Genomic DNA, 18934 nt, shown 5'->3' with positions numbered 1-18934 from the left:
TCTCTAAGCTGTAACTCTATATACATCCATTACATTTCTTATTCTTTTTATTTTTCTCATTAGATCCCTTAACTCTTCAATATCTTTAATTTCAAGGGTTACATTTATAAATACTATTTTATCTTTAGATGTTCTAGCATTTAAAGATATTACTCCTAAATCAGAATCTGTTATCTTTTGAGTAATTTCTGCTAAAAGACCTGATCTATCAGATGCTTTAATTTGAATTTCTGCAGGATAGGATGCTTTCTTTTGAAAATCCCATTCTACTTCAATGAATCTTTCTGCATCATCTGACATAGTTATATTTGGACAGTCAGTTCTATGAACAGAAACACCCCTGCCTCTAGTTATATATCCTACTACTTCATCACCGGGCACAGGATTACAGCATTTAGAAAACCTAATTTTAATATTATCTACTCCTTTTATTTTGATACCTTGAGTAGGTTTACTTATTTTATTTTGTGTAGTCTGTTGGATCTTACTCTCCACAAAGGCCTTCTCATCTGTTATTTTATAATATTCATTATATTGGGTTCTTAATTTTGAGATTACTTGATTCAATGTTATACTACCATATCCAATAGCTGCATATAAATCATCAATAGAATTTATACTCACTTTAGATGCTATATTTTTTATCCATTCATCCTTTAAAATTTCTGAGGACTTATAACCTAATCGTTTAACCTCTTTTTCTAATAACTCTTTTCCTCTTATGATATTAAAGTCTTTTTCCTTAGCTTTAAACCATTGTCTAATTTTAGTTTTTGCTTGAGTGCTTTTTACTATTTTTATCCAATCTCTACTAGGTCCATTGCTATTAGCTGATGTAATAACTTCAACGATATTTCCATTTTTCAATCTATAATTTAGAGGTACTATTCTTCCATCTACTTTAGCTCCTACACACTTATTCCCAACCTCAGTGTGTACCCTATATGCAAAATCGATTGGTGTAGAACCATCTGGAAGATTTATCACATCTCCCTTTGGAGTAAAAACAAATACTTCATCTGTAAAGAAATCTATTTTTAATGTTTCCATGAAATCCTTAGGGTCATTTAAATCCGATTGCCACTCTAATAGTTGTCTTAACCATGTAAGTTTATCATCAAAATTATCAGATTTATTACTTCCTTCTTTATATTTCCAGTGAGCAGCTATACCATATTCTGCTGTTCTATGCATTTCCCATGTGCGTATTTGAACCTCAAATATTTCTCCCTTCATACCAATTACAGTAGTATGAATAGACTGATACATATTAGGTTTAGGCATAGCAATATAATCTTTAAATCTGCCCGGTAAAGGCTTCCATAGATTATGAACTATACCTAATACTTCATAACAGTCTTTAATATTATCTACTATGACTCTTATAGCAGTTAAGTCAAATATTTGCTCAAAAGCTTTTCCTTGATGAACCATCTTCTTATATATGCTATAAAAATTCTTCGGTCTCCCACTGATATCATATTTTATGTTAACTTCATCAAGTTTATTGCTTAATGTCTCTATTATGTTTTTTACATATGCTTCTCTTTCCTGTCGTCTTTTTGAAACTCTCTCAACTAGATCATAATAATTTACGGGATCTAAATATCTTAAAGATAGATCTTCTAATTCCCATTTTATTTTAGAGATTCCTAGTCTATGAGCTAAAGGAGCATATATTTCTAGAGTTTCTAAAGCCTTTTCTTTTCTTTTTTCATCTCTCATATATTCTAATGTTCTCATATTATGAAGTCTATCTGCTAGCTTAACTATAATAACCCTTATATCATTTGCCATAGCCAAAACCATTTTTCTCAAATTTTCAGCTTGGTTTTCCTGCTTAGTTTTATATTGTAGTTTCTTTAACTTTGTGACACCCTCGACTAAATCAGCTATCTCAACGCCAAATTCTTCTGCAATAGTTTCATGACTTATTTCCGTATCCTCTATGACATCATGAAGCAGTCCTGCTACTATAGTAGCAGTGTCCATATTTAAATCTGCCAATATCATAGCTACATTAAATGGATGAACAAAAAAGTTTTCACCTGAGTTTCTTACTTGCCCAGCATGAGCCGACTGTGCGAAATTATATGCTTTCACTATAAGACTTAAATCAGCTTGTGGATTATATTGTTCAATTTTCAAGAGTAAGTTTTCTAACATTGAATTCACCTTCTTCACCTATAATGAATGTATATATAAAGTAGTTTGATTACTTATAATTACCCATAATTGACTATTTATAACGATTACGTTAATATACCATATAAAAAAATATTTATTAATCTAAAGTTTAATTATTTATTAATTCTATAATTTTGAATTGTAACTTGTAAATTAGTATTTCCATTATATTCATTAACAGAAGGATAAAATAATATATCTAATTTTATATTATTCCCTATTCCTTTATAAATTTTATCAAGTTCTCCCTTCCCATATATTTCATTAATTCTATTTTCAAAAGTCATAATATCTCCAAAAAATATTCCTTCTATTATTTTTCTATTCTCATTTTCTAATATTAATTTTAAAACATTTTTATTGGCACCTAATACAAAACCACGATTAATCTTTAGATTTTTTTCACCAAATATAGGTTTATTATTGCCTTTTCCAAAGGGTTCTAAAAGCTTTAATTCATCAATTAACTTAAAACTAATATATTCTAGTGGAAGTTGCATGTCAATATATATTCTAGATATTAAATCATCATCTGTTAGACTTGTGTTTTCATTTAACTTTTTTCTGAATTGACTTATATTTGTTTCTTCTAATGATAATCCAGCTGCCATAGGATGCCCGCCAAATTTTAATAATAGATCCTTACACTCTGATATCTCTTCAAACATATTATATCCTTCAATAGATCTTCCTGAGCCTTTAACTCCATCTTTTCCTTGAGTTAATACTATTGTAGGTCTATTATACTTTTCTTTAATTCTTCCTGCTATGATACCTGCAATACTTTCATGTATTTCTGGCTCATATATAACTAGTATCTTATCTTTCTTTATCTCGGAATTCTCAATAATGTTAATTATTTTCTCTACTCCATCTATGGTCATTTGTTTTCTCTCTTCATTTAGTTCACGAAGCTCTTTCGCTAAAAGATTTGCATGATCTAAATCATTTGATAAGAGTAACTCTAAGGCTTTTAAAGCAGAATCTAATCTTCCAGAAGCATTGATGCTTGGTCCAATAATAAATCCTATGTGATAAACGCCTATCTCTTTATCTTCAACTCCTGTTTCTTTTATCAAAGCTTTTAGTCCAATATTTTCTGTATTATTTAAAAGTTCTAGGCCCTTTTTCACTATAATTCTATTTTCATCAATTAAATCAACTACATCGCAAATTGTAGCAATAGCAGTATATTCCAGCAAACAATATGTAGATTCTAAGGGTAATTCAAATATGAAGTATAGCTTTTGTATTAATTTAAACACTACAGCTGCCCCGCAAAGTCCTTTAAATGGATAATTACAATCCTTTTGCTTTGGATTTATCACAGCATCTGCCTCTGTAGATAAATATTTCTTTTCCCCAGCTTCATCTACTACAAAAGGTAAATCATGATGATCTGTTACTATTACTGTTAGTCCAAGTTCTTTTGCAAGTTTTATCTGTTCTATTGCTGCAATACCATTATCACAAGTTATTATAGTATCTATCCCATCTTTTTCCGCTTCTCTAACAATTTCATTATTTATACCATATCCATCATTGATTCTACTTGGTATAACATAGTCCACATTTCCACCACATTTTTTTATGCCTGTATATAATAAATAAATTGAGATTACTCCATCTACATCATAATCTCCTACTATTCTTATCTTTCTTTTATTTATTATCTTATCTCTAATAATATCTGCACCCTTTAGTAAATCCTTCATAAGACTAGGATCATGTAATCTATCTAAGCTAGAAGATATAAAACTATCAATCAAATTATAATCAATAATATCTCTATTAACTAGTAGCTTAGATAAAAATTCAGATATTTTGAAATCCCTTGCTATTTTTTTATAATCAGCAACTTTATTTTTTATAAACCATCTTTCCAATTACTTCACTCCAATAGAAATAAAATTTAGACACACTAATTAGTATCTAAATTCTATCATTTAATCACATTTAATTCTAGTTCTTATTATCTATTTCTTCATTTTTTGACAAAGTTTTTATCATTGAAAATAAAAACTGCTTATTTAGCAGCTTTTATTTTTCTATTCTTAAGTTCATACCACAATGGAGCTGCAATAAATAATGAAGAATAAACTCCAGATATCATACCTATAATAAGAGGTAATGTCAGTACTTTAACATCTTCAACTCCTAAAATATATAATACAGTAACAGCCATCAATGTAGTCAGTGTAGTATATATTGTTCTTTTTAGAGATTGTTTAATACTATTATTTATTATATTTTCAACTGATTCTCTAGGATATAACTTTGTATTTTCTCTTATTCTATCAAAAATAACTATTGTATCATTTATAGAATAGCCTAGAATAGTTAATATTGCAGCAATAAATGAACTATTTACTGGAATTCTAAGAATTGAATAAACAGCTAACATAATCAGTATATCATGAACTAATGCTACGATAGCTGCTACGCCAAAATTGAATTCAAATCTCCAAGTAATATAGCCTAACATAAGTACAGTAGCTATTAAGGTAGATAATAAAGCTTTATTTTTTATTTCTGCTCCCATAAAAGGACCAAATTTTTCAGATTGAAAGTTATTTTTGTTTATATCGTATTTTTCTGTAAATTTATTTATTATATCTGTTATTACATCATTAGATAAATCTAAAGTGCTTTTTATTATTAATTCGTCTTTTTCAGTTCCTCCATGTAAAATGCTTACATTTTTATCATATTCATCGGTTATTTCTCTAACTTCATCTATAGGTATAAATTTTCCTGCATTTATCTGAATCAAAGTCCCACCAGTAAAATCAATTCCATAGTTTAAACCTTTAATGAAAAACATAAGAATTCCTGCTATTATTATAGCGATTGAACATATTGCAAATATCTTCCTATTTTTTATAATATTCATATTTTCACCTCTCTATTAAGCTCCATAAAGTTTAGTATTTTTATTACCTGTAATTGATACCATTAGCTTTAATAAATATTTAGATATAATAACTGCTGTTATCATAGAAGCCACTATACCAATAATTAAGGTTACTCCAAATCCTTTAATTGGACCAATTCCAAAGTAATATAATACAACTCCAGCTATAAATGTAGTTATATTTGAGTCCATTACTGAAGTAAGAGCTCGCTTAAATCCTGCATCTACAGCAGTTCTTATGCTTTTGCCAGCTTTTATTTCTTCTTTTATCCTTTCAAATATTATAACATTTGCATCTACGGCCATTCCTATAGATAAGATTAAACCTGCTATTCCTGGAAGAGTTAATTTAACCCCTAAAGATGACATTGTAAATATTGTTATCAATGTATATATAATCAAACCAATAGAAGCAATAAAACCAGGAATTTTATATATTATTATCATAAATATCATAATTATAAGAAGTGCAATTGCTCCCGCTTTGATACTTCTTTCATATGCCTCCAAACCTAACGTAGGTCCTATAAGGGAGGTTTGTAATTCCTTCATCTCAACTGGTAAAGCACCTGCCCTAATCAATGTAGCTAATTGACTAGCTTCTTCTAGTGAAAAACCTCCTGTTATAACAGCCTTACCGTCTGTAATAGCTGTTCCACCTTCTTCTGCACTTTGTACTGCAGGATAGGATATTATTTGATCATCTAAAATTATATAGATAATCCTGTCCTCTCTATTTGGTTCTAAAGTAAGTCGTCCTGTAGCTTCAGCAAATTTTTTAGTCCCCTCTTTGTCAAGTTCTAAGCTTACTACAATTTCTTGTTGGCCTAATTGATTATTATGATATTGTACCTCTGAACCAATTACATTTTTACCTGTCAATACAACATCTTTATTTGGATCTACAAACTGTAATTGTGCAGTCTTACCTATTAACTCAATTGCTTTTTGAGGATCATCTATACCTGCTAGTTCAACTCTTATTCTATTGCTACCTTCAATTGATATATTAGGCTCTGATACTCCAAGGCCATTTACTCTCTCATTGATAATTGCCTTTGACTGCTCCATGATTCTTTGAAGTTCTGCACCCTTAGCATCAGTTTGAGCCTCTAGAACTACATAAACACCACCTGCTAAATCCAGACCTAAGTCTATAGCATCTTTCGCTCTAATAATTTCATATTTTCCAATATTGGCACCATTTAATGCTAAAAACGTACTACCTCCTACTATAGCTAGTATCAATATAAAAATTATAGTACTTTTGGCTTTCATATTCTTCCTCCTACTCATCTAAATTTGCCAGTATAGATATGGCACATTCAATTCTTTTCTTTTCCATTTCACAACCAATCTTATATGCCTTACTAAGATCATTGTGCGCATGATAGGAATTTGCATGACAACCACCGCTGCAGTAAAATCTCGCCCAACATTCCCTACATTCTTCTTTATTATATACATTAGCCTTCTTAAATTTTTGTCTTAGATCCTCTCGTTGAACTCCATCTATAACATTTCCTAACTTAAATTCCTCTTCCCCTACAAACTGATGACAAGGATATAAATCACCTTCTGGAGTAACAGCCATGTATTCGGATCCCGCTCCACATCCAACAGCTCTTTTTATAATACAGGGACCTTGAGTCAAATCTATCATAAAGTGGAAAAAGTAAAAATCCTTGTCCATCTTTTTTATATTTATATACTCTTTAGAGAATTTCTCATACTCGTCTAGAACAGATTGTAAATGTTCTTCTCTTAAAGCATAATCCATTTCCTCAGATGTAACTACTGGCTCTATTGAAATCTTTTTAAATCCGTTATTATAAAAATCTAATGCATCATTAGAGAAATCAATATTATTACTAGTAAAGGTACCTCTAATATAGTAATCCTTGTCCCCTCTTTTTTCTACCATCTTTTTAAACTTAGGTAAAATAATATCATAACTACCTTCTCCACCAATTGTCTTTCTCATATTATCATTGACTTCTTTTCTGCCATCTAAACTAAGAACAACATTTGACATATTTTCATTGATATAATCAATCTTCTCATCATCAAGTAAAATTCCATTTGTAGTAATAGTGAATCTAAAGTTTTTATTATATTTCTTTTCTAACTCTCTTCCATAATTTACTAAATCCTTGACTAGATTAAAATTCATCAAAGGTTCTCCGCCAAAAAAATCCACCTCTAAATTTCTTCTTGCCCCTGAATTCTTAACTAGATATTCTAATGCCTTTTTCCCTACCTCTAAAGACATCAGTGATCTTTCTCCTTTAAAATCACCTTGTGATGCAAAGCAATAACTACATTTTAAATTACAATCATGAGCTACATGCAAACACATCGCCTTAACAATATTTTCTTCATTATATTTGAAGTGAGAAATGTTTACATCTTCAGAGAATAAAAGTCCTTCCTTAGCTAATTGATCTATTTCATTATATACATCCTCTACCGCTTTTTCGCCGTAGGTACTTTTAAATGTATTCTTTATTTCATCTATAGTTTTTTCACCATAATAATCTATGATTTCATATACAATTTTATCAACTACATGTACCGCACCAGTATTTACATCTAAAATAATATATTTATTATTTAAATGAAACTTATGCATCTTTGATGCTTTATTCATTAAAGTTCCTCCTAATTGACAATTTTATACAAATAAAAAAAGCTTCCATCGAAGCATTATAAGGTATCTTTTTATGAAACCCATATACGGAAAGTTCTCTTTAACAAATCTAAAATAAGTAAGAACTTTCCTATGGGCATAAAAAGTAATGGATAAACCACCACCCTTTATATTCTTATTTATTCTCGCATTTTTGATTTCCTACAGTACAGGATGTTTTACAAGCTGATTGACAGGAAGTTTGACATTCCCCACATCCGCCCTTGGATATAGTATCTTTCAGATTACTACCAGATATTGTCTTTATGTATTTCATCTTAAATCCCTCCTTAGCATCTATTTACTGCTACTTATTATACCATATTAGTTTTTTTATTTAAAGTTTTTTTTATTCTTTTATGATATGTTTATCCCAATAATTCCTCCTATTATTCCTATAATACATGCCAATACTAACTTTGAAATTGAAAATATATCTAATACTAAAGGCTTTAGAAATATAAAGTTAAGCATAATTAATATTAGATAGTATGCCATACCTATTATTCCTCCATTAATCCATCCTTTTTCTTTAACCATTTTTGCTACATAAACACTACCTGAGGTTACACTTATCACCATGATTATTGTATTCACTAGAGGCATTTTATTTTCTCTAAGACTTGAATAAGTTAATAGTATTGAAAAAAATAGTATCAAAATACATGTGATAATATAGGCCAGAACCAACCCCTTTAATAAATAGATATTTTTGTTCAAATTCTTGGTTTTCACATTATATCCCTCCTTATATTTACTCCATAGGAAATAATTTGGTAGTCCTTTAGGGCTCCTTATCCTTAATTTATTTAAGGAAACCAATATTTATTACATAAAAAAGCTTCCTTATTAAATTAGGAAGCTTTTTTTGTTATTTATCATCTTCTTCAGTTTTTATTTCTTCAGTTTTGTTATTTTTTGATTCATTTTTGCTAACTACTGAACCAACAGACCATCTAGTCATATCTAGCTTCGTTTTAGAAGATCCTACTTCTATAGTTATTATATCTTCTTTCGCTTTGATAATTTTACCATAAATTCCACCTATGGTAATTACTTCATCTCCAACTCTTAGGCTGTTTCTCATTTCTTTTATTTGTTGTTCTTTTTTCTTTTGCGGTCTAATTGCCATAAAATAAAATATGACTAAAAAACCAATTGGTATTATTAATCCTTGAAGCTGTTGTGGCATGTACAAATCCCTCCTTTTCTATAATCTATTATACAATATATTTTAAATAATTCACCTAATTTTTATCATTATAACCATATTTTTTATAAAATTCCTCTTTATATTCAAGTAATCTATCTTCTTTTATCGCATTTCTTATGTTTTCCATAAGTTTTATCAAGAAGTATAAATTATGAATTGTAGTAAGTCTTGATCCTAGAATTTCATCCACATTAAATAAATGTCTGATATAAGCTCTTGAATAATTAGTGCAAGCATAGCAATCACACTCTGGATCTAACTTAGTAAAATCTCTTGAATATTTTGCATTTCTTATAACTAGTTTTCCTTGAGATGTAAGAACTGTCCCATTCCGTGCAATTCTAGTAGGTAACACGCAATCTGCCATATCTATCCCTCTAATTACAGATTCAAATAGATAATCAGGAGTTCCAACACCCATATTGTATCTAGGTTTATCTCTAGGCAATAAAGGTGTAGTAAAATCTAATATCTCACACATTAATTCCTTTGGTTCACCAACACTAAGACCACCTATTGCATATCCCGGAAAGTCTAACTCTACTAATTCCTTTGCACTTTGTTCCCTTAAGTCCTTATATACCCCGCCTTGTACTATTCCAAATAATCCTTGCTTATCCCAATCCTTGTGATAATCTTTACATCTTTTAGCCCATCTAGTTGTTCTTTCCATGGAATGCTTTGCATATTCATATGTAGCAGGATAAGGAGTACATTCATCAAAACACATCATAATATCTGATCCTAGTGAATTTTGAATTTCAATTGACTTTTCAGGACTTATAAAATGTTTAGAACCATCAATATGGGATCTAAATTCTACACCTTCTTCTTTTATTTTTCTCAAATCTCCTAAACTAAAAACCTGAAATCCTCCACTATCGGTTAAAATTGGGCCATCCCAATTCATAAATCTATGTAATCCTCCTGCTTCCTCTATTAATTTATGACCCGGTCTTAAATATAAGTGATAAGTATTACTTAAAATTATTTGTGCTCCTAAACCTTTTACTTCTTCTGGTGTCATAGCTTTGACAGTAGCTCTAGTACCTACAGGCATAAATATTGGTGTTTCTATTACTCCGTGGGGAGTATATAATTTACCAAGCCTTGCTTTAGAATCCTTTGCTTCTTTTAATAGTTCAAATCTTATTGCCATAATCTTCCTCCTATGATATCCCCTATTTTATAAACATGGCATCGCCAAAACTAAAAAATCTATATTCTTTCTCTACGGCTATTCTATATGCATTAAATACATTTTCTTGGGTAGCTAATGCACTTACTAGCATAAGTAAAGTTGATTCAGGCAAATGGAAATTTGTAATTAATCTATCTATAATTTTAAACCTATATCCTGGATAAATAAATATATCTGTCCATCCTGATTTAGATATAATCTTTCCATTTTCATCAGCCACAGTTTCTAAAGTCCTTGTAGAAGTAGTGCCTACAGATATTACTTTTCCACCATTATGTTTAGAATTATTGATTATTGCAGCAGCTTCCTCTGAGATATTGTAATACTCTGAATGCATATGATGATCTAAAATATTATCCACCTTAACAGGTCTAAAAGTACCAAGTCCAACATGCAAAGTTATATATGCTATATTGACCCCCTTATCTTTAATTTCATCTAATAAATTATTACTAAAATGAAGACCTGCAGTAGGAGCTGCGGCAGAGCCCTTATTCTTTGAATAAACGGTTTGATACCTTTCCCTATCATCTAATACCTCCGTTATATATGGAGGTAAAGGCATTTCACCTAATTTATCTAAAATCTCTTCAAATATTCCTTTATATTCAAATCTTATAATTCTAGTTCCATCTTCTTCTATTGATAAAACTTCACCCTTCAAAATTCCTCCACCAAATTCTATTATATGTCCAGGCCTAGCCTTTTTCCCAGGCTTCACTAAAGACTCCCATACATTATTTTCTATTCTCTTAAGAAGTAATATTTCTATGCTTTCTTCTTTACCTATTCTATTACCAAATAGTCTAGCAGGTATTACTCTTGTATCATTTAATACTAAACAATCTCCTTTGTCCAAGTATTCTATAATATGTTTAAACGTTTTGTGTTCTATTTCCCCAGTTTTTTTATCCAATATCAACAATCTAGATTCCTCTCTATTCTCTAAAGGGTGTTGAGCAATTAGATTTTCTGGCAAAAAATAATTAAAATCTTCTCGTTTCATTAAACCATCCTTCTTTATTATAATTATTGACCACTATACAATTCTTTTATCCAATTATATTTAAAATGTAAATATATTTTTTTAGCTATTAGTTATTTAGCAACTTTTTCATCCAAATTTATAGATCATATAAATTTATTCTATTATCTTAGACATTTAATTACTAAGCACTTTTTTATCAGTCACATCAATATTCTAGCCTATCTATCGATTTACATATTAATTATTTGGCAAGACATCTATCCCAGTATAATAATATTTAAGAATCTCCTCGAAATCATACCCTAATTCAGCCATTTTCTTAGCTCCAAACTGGCTCATACCTACTCCATGACCAAAGCCTTTCCCTTCTATCACTATTTCGGAAGACGATACTGGATAAAATTCTCCTATGGATTCTACTCTATCTTTTCCAATAGCCCTATTCACCGTACTTCTTGTTACTGTCTTTTTTTCTTTCCCATCTATTATATAAGCTTTGCTAGTATCTATAGTTTGTGGTTTAAGTGTATCTCCGCTTATAACATAAACTTGACTACTTGATGAATTAGCATTTCCACCTTTTATGCTAAACCAAGAACTCTTAAATTTCGTAGCACCTACTAAGTTTCTAAATTCGGTTCCACCTATAGTTTTTTCTCCTTTAGTTCCAATTATTTTCACTTTGTTCACCTTACCAGTAGAGGTCGCATCAATAACTTCAATTCCCTGTAAATCTCCAATGTTTATTCCAGATGAAACTAAATTATTGTTTAATTCATTAATATTAATACTAAAATTCCAGATACTATAAGGAGATTCACTAGAAAAGCTATCTTCTACAGACTTTAGATATGGCAAATCTCCACCCCATACATTTACACTATCTTCTGTAAAACCACTACTAGTTGAATGGAATATCGCCTCTATTACTTTTCCATTGTAATATGCAAATATATCCTTTGTTTCATCTACAGCTAGATTAGTTGAAGGTCTTTCATATTCAAAGCCTGAATATACTTGACAATGAGTCGTATCACATAAATTAAATCCTTCTGCTGAATGCTTCTTTATATTTGAAAGAGCAAAGCTCCTAGAAGCTACTGCCTGTGCTTTTAGCGCTTCTATATGAAAAGTTGCTGGCATTTCTGCTGGAACTACCCCATATAGATAATTCTCAAGATTTACATGATTTATAACAAAAATCTCATTATTTTTACTGACTAATCTAATATAATCTCTATAACGATCTTTTTCAACCTTTATTAATTGATTATCTAATGTATTTTGAGAAATTAAAACACTTCCATCTTTAGGTAAAGTAAATACAATATTGTTTTGAGAATTAACTAGATTGATACCATCTTCTCCTAATACAGCTTTAATACTAGTTTCACTTATACTCCCTATAGAATTATCTTTATTATTTAAATCAAATAGTAAAAAACCACTATCACTTCCAAGATTAATTACATTATTCTGTACTATGGGTTTTGTCAGTCTAATATCTATATATTGAGTATTAATTGAATTGGCATAAGATATTTTAACAGGTAATAAAATTAACAGCAGTATACAAATTAAAATTCTAGGTATCTTCCTATTCATTGCCTTACTCCTTCCTATGTCATTTTTTATTGTTCTTCAGTATAGAGAATTCCAAAGTGATCATATGCTTTTTTAGAAACTACTCTTCCTCTAGGAGTTCTATTTAAAAATCCTATTTGCAAAAGATATGGCTCATATACATCTTCTATTGTAATTCTTTCCTCTCCTGTTGCGGCAGATAATGTATCTACACCAACTGGTCCACCATTAAAATTTTCTATTAAAGTGAGAATTAATCTTCTGTCTACACTATCTAGCCCTAACTCATCAATTTCAAGGATTTCTAAACCCTTCTTTGCCACTTCCCAGGTAATTACACCCTTTTCTACGACTTGAGCATAATCTCTTACTCTCTTTAATAATCTATTTGCAATTCTAGGAGTTCCTCTAGATCTTCTAGCTATTTCCAGAGCTCCTTCATTTTCAATCCTTATATTCAATATATCAGCAGACCTAACTATAATCTGTTTAAGACTCTCCTCATCATATAATTCCAAATTCAGCATTACACCAAATCTATCCCTAAGGGGAGATGTTAGAAGTCCAGCTCTAGTAGTTGCACCAATAAGTGTAAATTTAGATAAATCAAGCCTTACTGATCTAGCAGAGGGACCTTTACCTATTATTATATCTAAAGCAAAGTCCTCCATTGCAGGATATAGGATCTCTTCTACAGTTCTATTAATCCTATGTATCTCATCAATAAATAAAACATCACCTTCGGAAAGATTAGTTAAGATACTTGCTAAGTCTCCCGGTCTCTCAATGGCAGGTCCTGATGTTACCCTAATATTAACTCCCATTTCATTTGCAATAATATTTGCCAAAGTTGTTTTACCTAGCCCAGGAGGTCCATATAATAAGACATGATCCAATGATTCATTCCTTCCCTTAGCTGCTTGAATAAAAATATTTAATTTTTCCTTAGCCTTATCCTGACCTATATATTCAGTAATCCATTTAGGTCTTAATGTTAATTCACTTTCCAAGTCTTCAGTTCTCAAACTTCCAGCCACTATTCTATCATTAGTATCTTCCATATATTAACACCTTCTTAATGTTTTGATAATTTTCTTAATGCTTCTCTAATTATATCTTCAATATTCATCTTAGATATATCCATTGTCCTAATAATCTTTTCTATTTCTAATCTAGTATATCCTAATGACATCAAACCATCTATTGCCTCATGATAATCATTAGGCTTAATTCCACTAATATTATCTTCTACAACCTCAATATTCTTGTCTATTCTATCTTTAAGTTCTAAAACCATTCTCTCGGCAGTCTTTTTACCAATACCTGGTGCTTTACATAAAATATCTAACTCTTTTTTTATTACAGCTACCTTAATCTGATTTGGTGTAAGTGTAGATAAGATTCCTAATGCACTTTTGGGACCAATTTTAGAAACCATCTGAAGTAGCCTAAACATATTAATTTCCTCTTCTGATGTAAATCCATAAAGAAATAATCCATCTTCTCTTACATTAAGGTATGTAAAAATCATTGCATTTCTCATCCCTAACTCAAGTTGAATCATTGAATTAGTAGATGTAAATATCTTGTAACCTATCCCGTTATTCTGTAATACTATATAATCTTCTTTAATGGATACTACATCTCCAATAATAAATTCAAACAATATATTCACCCTCTGTAATATTATTTCATTCTAAAGGATTCTTTAAATTTAATAGAACTACCATGACATATAGCAACTGCTAAAGCATCTGCAACATCATCTGGTTTAGGTTTTTCTTTTAAGTTCAATAATATCCTTACCATCTCTTGTACTTGACTCTTATCTGCCCTACCATATCCTACAACAGCTTGTTTTATTTGTAGAGGAGTATATTCATATATATTCATACCTTTATTAACAGCTGCTAATATTTCTACACCGCGGGCCTGTCCAACTTTTATTGCTGTTTTTACATTCTTATTAAAAAATAATTCTTCAACAGCTAAGTCTTCTGGTCTGTATTTTTCTATAATTTCAGTAAGTTTATTATATATTATCTTTATCCTATCGGGAAATAAAATATCTGAATCCGTTGTTATACATCCATAATCAATAGCCTTAAAATTATTTCCATTGCACTCTATAATACTATATCCAACTATTGCAATCCCTGGATCAATTCCTAGAATTATCATCCATAATCTCCCTTCTATAAATATATATATTATTGTACCATATTTCCAAAGAAAAACTAAGTTAGAATTTCTAACTTAGCTAACTAATAAAATTCTCTAGAATTTCAGATAATTCTTCCTCACTATCTACTACTATTCCTTCAACTATTTTTTCTTGATCGATTTCCATTAGTAGTGAGATAGGATAATCTGTAAATACTTTTTCTAATAGCCTTTCGCCATTTTCTCCTATCCGAAATATAGCTATAAGACCATCTTCCTCTCCAACAACATAATGATTCTCACATAAATGATTTTTGGTAATCCCTAATGTTATTTTGTTAGATGAATATGAAATTATTCTTTTATTTGGATAATTTTCATCTAAATATCTAGTATATTCATCTCTAGTCATATTAACAAATTCATCTTCTACTACTTCAACTTTTGTAACGACATGATCACATGCTGTATAATGAATTCTCTCTTCTATAAATGTATTTGGAGAAATTCTACTCTCCTCGCTTAATATTTCTCTCCCTGAATGCTCTGACATATCTGTTTCTTTTTCATTAACTTTACTAATATCTTTTGGATTTAACTTTTTACTCATTAATTGATAACCAAATATAAAGCTTATCAAAAACAAAGTTAAAGAAAAAAAGAAAATAGGTAAAATTCTATCTTTTTTCATAAATATCCCTCCAGATTACTATCTAGAGGGATATTGTATCCATTTTAGGAATTTTTATACATTCATCTATTATTTTGTTACCTCACCAATCTTAAAACCTGCAGATTGAATTTTATCAACTAATCTATCTACATCATCAGTATCAACTCTAAGTACAACTTGAATCAAATCTAGTACTTTTGGATCCATAATAGCAAAATTTATTATATTTATATTTTCTTTTCTAATTAAATCTGTAAGTCTTGCTAATTGACCTGGTAGATCAAACATATTTACAACAATTCTTGTTCCTTTATCTATTCCAAAAATCTCTGAAAAAGCATTGAATATTGCAAAATGGGTTAATATACCTACAAATTTATTGTTAGAATCAAAAACTGGTAAGAATGGTGTTCTGAGTTCTTTCAAAAGATAAGAAGCTTTTTCAATCCTCTCATCTGCAGAAATCGATTCATAACTGTTATTATATATTTCTTTTACTTTAGTATTATTTAAATATTCATCCTTATTACATTTTCCAGACTCTAAGTAATTTCTATAAACAGCCTCTTTCATAAGAATACCCTTAAATTCATTACCATCTAAAACTGGTAATGATAAAAAATTTCCTTCATTGATTTTCTCAAGGGCACTACCTAAGTTTTCTTCCAATTCAACTGTAGTTAAATTTCCTTTTGATAACATATAATTTCTAATAAACATCTAAGCTCCCCCTTTAACTATTATCTATATCTCTTTAATACTCTATCATTTAACCCATACCAGTAGGCTTCTTTATAGAGTTTTAAACCATCTTTAAGTACTACTTTTACTATTTCTTTATAAATATTATTTAATTCCTCCAAAGTTAATATGCCATCATCTTCCTTAATTCTATACATTCTTGAATTATATTCTATTGTTAACTGTTTATCTAAATGTCTATTTAAATTAAAAATCTTTCCTTTTAACAGCTTATTACAATAGTCTCTAATAATATTATATAGATGTTTATTTAGCCTTTCACTTTCCTGAATTTCTTCACCAATCATAGCTTTAATATCTAACACTTGCTTTGTTGTATTATCAAAATGATACAAATATTTACTTTTATATAATTTATCTAGAGGTATATTGTTTACTGTTATCTTTTCTAAAATATTTACCCAAGAATTATTAAAATAACCATGTTTGTACCCTTCAAGATAAATAAATAATTCTAACCGATTAATATCTTCATGAATTAGTTGTCCAAGATTTAAAGATATAAAATGATTACCCTTCCTTTGTTTTAAAAATTTACTAATATGTTTTTTAAGATGATGTATAGACACGTATTTGGGGCAGATATTTGTAATGTTTTCTTCTAAATCGTATAGATTAAGGAGGATATGTATGCAATTGATATCATTTTTATAAAGAAATTTATATATTAGTCCATCATAAATACTACATATATCATTATTTGCTATTGCCACATCAATACCTCCTTTTTATCAATTGTTGACAATCCTTAGATGTATTAAACATTGTAACTACAAAATTTTAAAGGACAGTAAAGACTATTATACTACATAATTCTTCATAATTGATTAAAAATATATAATAGTTTTTTTACAAAAACTTAATATCTTGGATAAAGGTTATATAGCTAATTAGGCCTTTTAGTTAGAATTTCTATTATTTCATCATAGGAACTATTTAATTCAATTTTATAACTCCCAGTAACAATTTTTTTATCTAATTTTTTATCTTTGACAAATGAAATAAATTCATCTATATTATCTATTAAGTTTGCATTATAAAGTTGTTTTGAAACCCTAGTTAGACTAGAGCCACTCTCCACAACAATTTCTCTCTCTTCTACCTCCGCTTTTATTTCTTCTATATCTTTTTGTACTTCCTTCATTTCATCATTGGCTGATTCCATAGTATTTTCTTCATCTGCTAACTCTTCCTTATTTATTACGTCTATGCTCTCTTTTAAACCAACCATACCTAGACTTCTTGCTCTTTCCATTATTATATCGTCGGTCAAATCTATATATTCTATCTTGGGATAAAATGAATACAAAGTACTAGCAATAATAATACCTATACCTACTCCTAAAAATAAATATGTAATCTTAATTTTTTTGTCCATAAATCAACTCTCCTTACATATCTTATCTAATAGTAAAACTCAAAACTTACTATACCATATTCTTCGTCAACAGAGTATGAATAGCTTTTCAAGCTTATTAATTTATAATTTTCATACACAGCATTTTCAATAATTTCATTTAATAATATGTCCTCATTATTGAAATTATTTATCTTTATTAATAAATGTGACTTTCTTTTCAAAAGAATATTTTTTATTTGGTCTTTCAATTCATCTTTTCCATTTACAATAAAGTTATTATATTTAAAATAATTATATTTTTCTCCATTTGCAGATGGGTAGTCTTCCTTATTCCAAGTATGTGATTTAGATATTTCATCATCATTTAAATTAAAAAAATTATATCTTATTATATCAGAGCCATCACTTGTCACCGGGTCATCCCAAGTAGTATCTACATGGTAATACTCATCTTCTATTTTCACCAAATTCCAAGCATGATTTTCTCCCTTGGATTCTCCGATCACTATCATGGATTCAATTCCTATTCCATCTAATAAGTATTTCATAGATTTCGCATATCCTTCACATACACCACGCCCCAATGCTAATATTCCATAACTAGAATAGGACTCAGGGGGGACTACTCCACTTATAAATAGTTTATCATCATACTTACTATTATTAATAATATAATCATGTATGGTTAATATTTTTTCATAATCAGACATCTCTGGTAATATATAATTTGATATAAACGCTTCTCTTATCTTTCGTATTTCCTTTTGATGATTGTTTATATCTTCCTTGGATTTTGAATAAAAAAGACTTAAATTCCCAAACTGATATTCAGCTGCTTTATAATACATTATCTCAGGATTCTCATTAGATATTTCTTCTAAAACATTAAATATCTCTTTAGGGTCTTTGAATAAAGCCATGCTTTTAATATCTATTCGTTCCTTACCCTCTAGTAATCCTTTTTCAAGCTCTAAATAGAGCTTAGATCTTTTATTAACTTCTACTGGATTTTCGTCTGTATTTACTCTTAAACTACCTTGTAACGAAGTATCGTACATATTATATCTTGAAAAAAAATATACAAAAGCAATTATAATTATAATAATCTCTACTAAAAATATTTTTATTAACTTTTTTCTCATAATTTCACTCCTCAATATCTTCACTAATAGTATATAATAAAAGTTATAATACTCCAAC

19 protein-coding genes are annotated in these 18934 nt (G+C 29.3%); all 19 read right to left on the bottom strand.

Annotation, left to right across the window (positions count from 1 at the left end):
• Nucleotides 1–3: 3 nt before the first annotated feature.
• Nucleotides 4–2166, bottom strand: coding sequence for a RelA/SpoT family protein (locus KQI38_RS19085; RefSeq protein WP_216562275.1), 2163 nt, complete (start codon nucleotides 2164–2166; stop codon nucleotides 4–6).
• Between the two features lie 134 nt (nucleotides 2167–2300).
• On the bottom strand, nucleotides 2301–4073 hold the full coding sequence (gene recJ, locus KQI38_RS19080; protein ID WP_216562273.1) for a single-stranded-DNA-specific exonuclease RecJ: 1773 nt from the start codon (nucleotides 4071–4073) through the stop codon (nucleotides 2301–2303).
• A 140-nt stretch (nucleotides 4074–4213) separates the two neighbouring features.
• On the bottom strand, nucleotides 4214–5080 hold the full coding sequence (gene secF / locus KQI38_RS19075) for a protein translocase subunit SecF (RefSeq protein ID WP_216562271.1): 867 nt from the start codon (nucleotides 5078–5080) through the stop codon (nucleotides 4214–4216).
• Between the two features lie 15 nt (nucleotides 5081–5095).
• Nucleotides 5096–6379 (bottom strand): protein translocase subunit SecD, encoded by a 1284-nt coding sequence (gene secD / locus KQI38_RS19070; RefSeq protein WP_246565928.1) that lies wholly within the window; start codon nucleotides 6377–6379, stop codon nucleotides 5096–5098.
• Between the two features lie 10 nt (nucleotides 6380–6389).
• Entirely contained in the window at nucleotides 6390–7751 is a 1362-nt protein-coding gene (scfB, locus tag KQI38_RS19065) for a thioether cross-link-forming SCIFF peptide maturase (protein WP_216562268.1), read from the bottom strand.
• Nucleotides 7752–7926: 175 nt separating this feature from the next.
• A complete protein-coding gene (gene scfA / locus KQI38_RS19060) occupies nucleotides 7927–8067 on the bottom strand; it encodes a six-cysteine ranthipeptide SCIFF (RefSeq protein WP_094904015.1) in 141 nt (46 codons plus the stop codon).
• Nucleotides 8068–8147: 80 nt separating this feature from the next.
• Nucleotides 8148–8525, bottom strand: coding sequence for a TIGR04086 family membrane protein (locus KQI38_RS19055; protein ID WP_216562266.1), 378 nt, complete (start codon nucleotides 8523–8525; stop codon nucleotides 8148–8150).
• A gap of 136 nt (nucleotides 8526–8661) precedes the next feature.
• On the bottom strand, nucleotides 8662–8982 hold the full coding sequence (yajC, locus tag KQI38_RS19050) for a preprotein translocase subunit YajC (protein WP_094904013.1): 321 nt from the start codon (nucleotides 8980–8982) through the stop codon (nucleotides 8662–8664).
• Nucleotides 8983–9037: 55 nt separating this feature from the next.
• Nucleotides 9038–10162, bottom strand: coding sequence for a tRNA guanosine(34) transglycosylase Tgt (gene tgt / locus KQI38_RS19045; RefSeq protein ID WP_216562263.1), 1125 nt, complete (start codon nucleotides 10160–10162; stop codon nucleotides 9038–9040).
• Nucleotides 10163–10184: 22 nt separating this feature from the next.
• The gene (queA, locus tag KQI38_RS19040; protein ID WP_216562262.1) at nucleotides 10185–11210 is read right to left on the bottom strand and encodes a tRNA preQ1(34) S-adenosylmethionine ribosyltransferase-isomerase QueA; all 1026 of its coding nucleotides are present in this window, start codon (nucleotides 11208–11210) and stop codon (nucleotides 10185–10187) included.
• 219 nt (nucleotides 11211–11429) lie between these two features.
• Nucleotides 11430–12797 carry a SpoIID/LytB domain-containing protein gene (locus KQI38_RS19035; protein ID WP_094904010.1) on the bottom strand — a complete coding sequence of 456 codons (1368 nt, stop codon included), beginning with the start codon at nucleotides 12795–12797 and terminating at the stop codon, nucleotides 11430–11432.
• A 26-nt stretch (nucleotides 12798–12823) separates the two neighbouring features.
• The gene (gene ruvB / locus KQI38_RS19030; RefSeq protein ID WP_216562259.1) at nucleotides 12824–13837 is read right to left on the bottom strand and encodes a Holliday junction branch migration DNA helicase RuvB; all 1014 of its coding nucleotides are present in this window, start codon (nucleotides 13835–13837) and stop codon (nucleotides 12824–12826) included.
• A gap of 14 nt (nucleotides 13838–13851) precedes the next feature.
• Nucleotides 13852–14442 (bottom strand): Holliday junction branch migration protein RuvA, encoded by a 591-nt coding sequence (gene ruvA / locus KQI38_RS19025; RefSeq protein ID WP_246565927.1) that lies wholly within the window; start codon nucleotides 14440–14442, stop codon nucleotides 13852–13854.
• 20 nt (nucleotides 14443–14462) lie between these two features.
• The gene (ruvC, locus tag KQI38_RS19020) at nucleotides 14463–14957 is read right to left on the bottom strand and encodes a crossover junction endodeoxyribonuclease RuvC (RefSeq protein WP_094904008.1); all 495 of its coding nucleotides are present in this window, start codon (nucleotides 14955–14957) and stop codon (nucleotides 14463–14465) included.
• 79 nt (nucleotides 14958–15036) lie between these two features.
• Complete coding sequence (locus KQI38_RS19015) at nucleotides 15037–15630, bottom strand: BofC C-terminal domain-containing protein (RefSeq protein WP_216562255.1); 594 nt, start codon at nucleotides 15628–15630, stop codon at nucleotides 15037–15039.
• Between the two features lie 69 nt (nucleotides 15631–15699).
• Complete coding sequence (locus tag KQI38_RS19010; RefSeq protein WP_216562253.1) at nucleotides 15700–16332, bottom strand: CBS domain-containing protein; 633 nt, start codon at nucleotides 16330–16332, stop codon at nucleotides 15700–15702.
• A gap of 20 nt (nucleotides 16333–16352) precedes the next feature.
• Complete coding sequence (locus KQI38_RS19005) at nucleotides 16353–17087, bottom strand: hypothetical protein (protein WP_216562251.1); 735 nt, start codon at nucleotides 17085–17087, stop codon at nucleotides 16353–16355.
• Nucleotides 17088–17260: 173 nt separating this feature from the next.
• Nucleotides 17261–17752, bottom strand: coding sequence for an endolytic transglycosylase MltG (locus KQI38_RS19000; RefSeq protein WP_216562249.1), 492 nt, complete (start codon nucleotides 17750–17752; stop codon nucleotides 17261–17263).
• 26 nt (nucleotides 17753–17778) lie between these two features.
• Nucleotides 17779–18876, bottom strand: a complete 1098-nt coding sequence (locus KQI38_RS18995) for a transglutaminase domain-containing protein (RefSeq protein WP_216562247.1) — start codon at nucleotides 18874–18876, stop codon at nucleotides 17779–17781.
• Nucleotides 18877–18934: the final 58 nt, after the last annotated feature.

This window comes from Tissierella carlieri (assembly GCF_018917285.1).
GTDB lineage: Bacteria > Bacillota > Clostridia > Tissierellales > Tissierellaceae > Tissierella > Tissierella carlieri.
This window is presented reverse-complemented; position numbering and strand designations above follow the sequence as displayed.